The sequence below is a fragment of the Thermoleptolyngbya sp. M55_K2018_002 genome (assembly GCF_015295965.1).
GTDB lineage: Bacteria > Cyanobacteriota > Cyanobacteriia > Elainellales > Elainellaceae > Thermoleptolyngbya > Thermoleptolyngbya sichuanensis.
The window spans coordinates 1-4,399 of record NZ_DVEA01000242.1 but is presented as its reverse complement, the minus strand read 5'-3'; the positions used below and the strand labels follow the sequence as shown (position 1 = coordinate 4,399).

Genomic DNA, 4,399 nt, shown 5'->3' with positions numbered 1-4,399 from the left:
AAGGCAGGGCGATCGACAAAGCGAATCGGCCCTGGCGCACCGCCCACCTGCGACCAGTCTGTAATTTCGCCCCGAAAAATCTGAGCAAATTGCTCAAAAGTCAGGTCACCCGAAAAGGGGTTATCTGCGCCCACAATGATGGCGATTTTTTCCCGATTGAGGGGAACTTCCACCAATCCCTGATCCCGCTCTGCTTGGGTCAGGTCGCGCCCCACTGCCACCAGATCCAGATCTCCAGCCAGTAAGGCCTGTAGCGCCGCATCTGTGCCGCCTGCGGCAAGGTTGACCCGGGTGCCAGGGTAGCGCTCCTCAAAGCGGGCCTTCAGACTTTCATTAATCAGCGTCATACTGGCAGAGCCGTCTATAGTAACGGAAGTGTCTGCCGGAACGCTGGCAGGCAGCGGGAATTCTGGCGGCGTAGATTGTGCCAGAGTTGGAACTACCCACCGCAGTCCAAGTAAACCAGGAGCGCCGCCGAGGGCAACTAGCAGGGCTAGTAGGGTGAAAGATGTTTCTGGGTTTCGCAGCATTGTTGAGGGCAGCCTAGACGTGAGCAGGGATTTTTTAGGTTAATTTTTGCAAAAGACGTGTCAATTATATAGCCCTCTTTCTTATCAGAAGTTAATAAAGAAAACAATTTGAAGTAAAAATACTCATCAGGGGGGCGATCGCCCAGATCCTTCCCATACAAGCGTTTCAGCTTTTAAGAAGGAGAAAGCAAGGGATTCTCGCGCCGCCTCTGTTTCGCGGGGTACTAGACGAGCCGACAAGTTTCTCCTAGTTTGTCGTATTTCTTTTGAGATGCATAGTCCACGCCGATTTTTGATAAGAATTGCCTATACCAGCAGCATCGCTGGATAAGCGGCAAGGCTGAGCCTGGAAAGCGCTGGGAGCCAGACTAAGAACGGTCGAGAAAAACGTTGCAGAAACAGCAAAAGCGCCACGCTGAACATCTAACCGCGCGGCGCTTGCGTAATGACTTGCTGCAATAGGGCTTGCTGCAACTGGTTTTGAAAACTGGCAGTTGCGAATGGCTGTTAGCCAGAATCAGTCATAGATAAATCGGTCACAGGTGAACTAATCACGGGCTAAACCTTAGCTCGCCTAGCTTTATCCAAGCTGTTTATATCCAACCTGTTTATATCCAACCTGCTTTGTCTAGCCTGCTTCTAGGCTGCTACCAGAGACCTCGAACCGGGCCGGCCGGACGCGGTGCAGGCTGAGGATCTCCTGGAACACCCTGGCTGAAGGGCGGAAACTGGGGGCCCGCAGGAAGTGGGCGGAGGGGTTGGGAGGGAGGCAGCAGCAGCAGCGAGGTATCGAAGGGATTATTCAGATCGGGAGTGCGGATGGTGGGGCCGTCCAGGTTTTGCTGGTTTGAAGCGTCCACGTAGAGTCGATGCACCTGCCGCGCATCGGTGATGATGTTGTTTTCGGGGAAGGGGCCAAGGAACCAGGTGAAGGAGTTCACAATGCCCCGGTTGCCAAAGAAAGTGCCGCTGGCACCATAGTAAGTGTCTTCAAACGCTTGCTGGAGTGTCTGAATGTCATCTGCGCTGCGGGTTGAAGTGACAGTCTGGGCGATCGCCCCTGATCCCAGCGCCCCACCCGACGTTGCCAGGGTGAGCAGTCCAGCCAATATCTTAAACCTGAAGCCCATGGCAAATTCCCTCAAATTTTGTCCAACATCTTAGCTCATTTCGGAGTGCAAAGGTCAACTTTTTTCCAAAGCGCGACAGAGGACGACCTAGACTGAGGAGAGATCGAGAGAATCTTCTCTGTCTGGTAATTACAGCGTTTCTCACCCGCCTTTCTATAAGACTCTTTGCGCCTCTATCTTGGCGATCGCCCTTTAACCTTTCATCCTAAAATTGGAATTTCTAGCCGTGATTCTTGCCGATCATCTCATTCTTTTTTCGCGCTATCCCCAGCCAGGAACCACGAAAACGCGCCTGATTCCGCATTTGGGAGAAACCGGAGCCGCCCAGCTTCAGCGACAGATGACAGAGCAGGTGTTGCGGCAAATCCGGCCCCTCCTGCATCCGGTAGCAGGCAAGGCAACCTCTCCCATTTCGGCAGAGGTCTGGTTTTCGGGCGGCGATCTGGCGCAAATGGCAGACTGGCTAGGGCCCTGCTGGGTAATGCATCCGCAGCCGTCTGGGGATTTGGGCGATCGCCTGTTGAGTGCGGTGGAACGGGCGATCGCCGCTGGAGCCGAGCGGGTCGTGGTGATTGGCGCAGACTGCCCCAGCGTGGATGCCGCAATTTTGCAGCAGGCCTTTACCGCGTTGCAGAGCCATGACTTGGTGCTGGGGCCGGCCACCGATGGCGGCTACTATCTCATCGGATTGCGGCAGCCCGTCGCAGATTTGTTCTGCGGGATTGAGTGGGGCAGCGAGCGCGTGTTTGCCCAGACAAGGGCGATCGCCCAAGCTCTCCATCTCTCCGTAGCAACGCTTGACCCACTGACAGACATTGACACTGCTGCCGACTTGCCCGTGTGGGAGGCGCTGCGGGAGCAGGTGATTTCCGTGATCATTCCAACACTGAATGAAGCCGCAGAATTGCCGAGCCTGCTGGAAACCCTATCGCCCTCTGGCACATTGGAAGTGATTGTGGCAGACGGGGGCAGCCAGGACGACACCCGGGCGATCGCCCAGCAGTATGGCGCAACGGTCGTCCACTCTGCTGCCGGCCGCGCCCGCCAGATGAACGCCGGAGCCGCCGCCGCGATGGGGAAAACTCTGCTTTTCCTCCACGCCGACACTCGCCTGCCCCAGAAGTTTCCCCATCTGGTGCAGCAAACTCTGGCCCAACCGGGCGTGGCGCTGGGGGCGTTTGACCTGTCGATTGACGGAACCTTGCCGGGATTGCGCTGGGTGGAGCGGGGGGTGCGCTGGCGATCGCGCTGGTTCAGCCTGCCCTACGGCGATCAGGCACTATTTCTGCGAACAGACACTTTCTGGCAACTGGGCGGCTTTCCAGAGGTGCCGATTCTGGAAGATCTGAAGCTGGTGCGAAAGGCTCAGACCTTGGGCAAAGTGGCGATCGCCCCAGCAGCGGTATCGACTTCGGCGCGGCGGTGGGAAGCGCTGGGGGTGTGGCAGACGACGCTGATCAATCAGGGCGTGCTGATCGCCGCCGGGTTGGGCGTGCCTCTAGAGAGAATTACTCAGTTCTATCGGCGATCGCGGTCAAAAAATTTGCCGCCAGACCCCTTCAAAATTCGTAAAAAAAATAGGGATTGAAGGCTCAACCCCTAACGTATCCCATTATCTACAGGCTAGCTAGACCAATCTCAAATCAGCATACTCAGCGAGTAGCTCATCTGACGAGAGGGTCTGACCCTCCACCTGGGGGGTCCAGAGAATTTCCAGTGCCAAGAGGCGATCGCTCGACACCGATCCCATCTGCGACAGGGCGCGGCGCAGATCCTCCGTCGAATTCACCACGGGCAAATCCAGCTTGCCCAGCGTCGCCGCCAGCAGCGTCACCACGATATATTCGCCCTGCGACTGGACTTCTGTCGGCTGCTCTGCCGCTACCCGCTCACCCGTACCCGTCGTGGCCAGGGCGGACGAAGCCGTTCCCGCCTGCCGCAACTGGCGGTTGACATTCGACAGCGTTTCTTCGCTAAATTTGCTGCGCTCCGCCAGCGCCAGTCTGTTGAACTGTGCCTCAGCCGCCTCCAGGCGATACTGTGCCGACTGCGTGCCGCCATAGACCCAATATTCGGGATGCCGCAGCAGCGCCAGCGTCGTTTCTTGCAGCGCCTCCGTCAGCCCTTCTTTGGAACCCGTATCCGCCGTTTTTGCCAGCCGATCCAGGTCGGCCTGCAAGCCGCGAGCGCCAGACAGCAGACCCACTTGAACTTTAGACACCGAAACCGTGGGCGACGCTGCGCCATAGCCCAGGTCGTCATAGCCATTCGCATTAGACTGCGCGGCTCGGACGCTCCGCACGATAAATGATGCAAGCGAGATAAAAATCAGAATGGTGAACAGGCTGCCTGCACCGCCGCCAAAGAAAATCGGCCCCCACACCAGCGGAAACCCAATGCCGCCGCCAGGATAACCACCGGGATAGTAGCCGCCACCACCATAGGACGGAGCCTGACGGCTGGTATAGGTGCGGCTGGGCACGCTAAACCCGCCGCCGCCGATGCGGCCGCCGCCCCGACTCAGGGCCAGAGCGCTACCCGCATTGCCAAACACCAATGTTGCAATGAGAGAGAAAACCACCAGCGGCCGAAGCAGGGGCCGCCATACTTGAGAAAAGAACCTTCGCATCGCCTCAAGCCCTCATGTAAACGTTTCGGGCAATGCCCGTGGGGCAGGCTGTGCAGTTTGCCGAGCTAAACGGTTTGCCGAGCTAAGCGGTTTGCTGAGCTAAACGGTTT

General features: G+C 57.5%; 4 protein-coding genes. 1 reads left to right on the top strand and 3 read right to left on the bottom strand.

Features of this window, described 5'->3' with window-relative positions; translation table 11 throughout:
* Together IGS51_RS12045 and IGS51_RS12040 are read right to left on the bottom strand one after the other, a co-directional pair.
* A partial coding sequence (locus IGS51_RS12045; RefSeq protein WP_297078613.1) for a substrate-binding domain-containing protein occupies window positions 1-530 on the bottom strand: 530 nt, incomplete at its 3' end.
* A gap of 647 nt (window positions 531-1,177) precedes the next feature.
* Window positions 1,178-1,660, bottom strand: a complete 483-nt coding sequence (locus tag IGS51_RS12040) for a hypothetical protein (RefSeq protein ID WP_297078612.1) — start codon at window positions 1,658-1,660, stop codon at window positions 1,178-1,180.
* 226 nt (window positions 1,661-1,886) lie between these two features.
* On the opposite strand from IGS51_RS12040, the gene IGS51_RS12035 reads away from it, so the two are divergent.
* Window positions 1,887-3,248 (top strand): TIGR04283 family arsenosugar biosynthesis glycosyltransferase, encoded by a 1,362-nt coding sequence (locus IGS51_RS12035; protein ID WP_297078611.1) that lies wholly within the window; start codon window positions 1,887-1,889, stop codon window positions 3,246-3,248.
* A 39-nt stretch (window positions 3,249-3,287) separates the two neighbouring features.
* Here the strand turns inward: IGS51_RS12035 and IGS51_RS12030 are convergent, their stop codons facing one another.
* Window positions 3,288-4,289: a DUF1517 domain-containing protein gene (locus IGS51_RS12030; RefSeq protein WP_367279327.1), complete on the bottom strand. Its 1,002-nt coding sequence runs from the start codon at window positions 4,287-4,289 to the stop codon at window positions 3,288-3,290.
* Between the last annotated feature and the right edge of the window lie 110 nt (window positions 4,290-4,399).

Bases quoted from the DNA above. Each gene is read 5' to 3' on its own strand.
- IGS51_RS12040 (WP_297078612.1), bottom strand. From the start codon at position 1,660: ATGGGCTTCAGGTTTAAGATATTGGCTGGACTGCTCACCCTGGCAACG.
- IGS51_RS12030 (WP_367279327.1), bottom strand. From the start codon at position 4,289: ATGCGAAGGTTCTTTTCTCAAGTATGGCGGCCCCTGCTTCGGCCGCTG.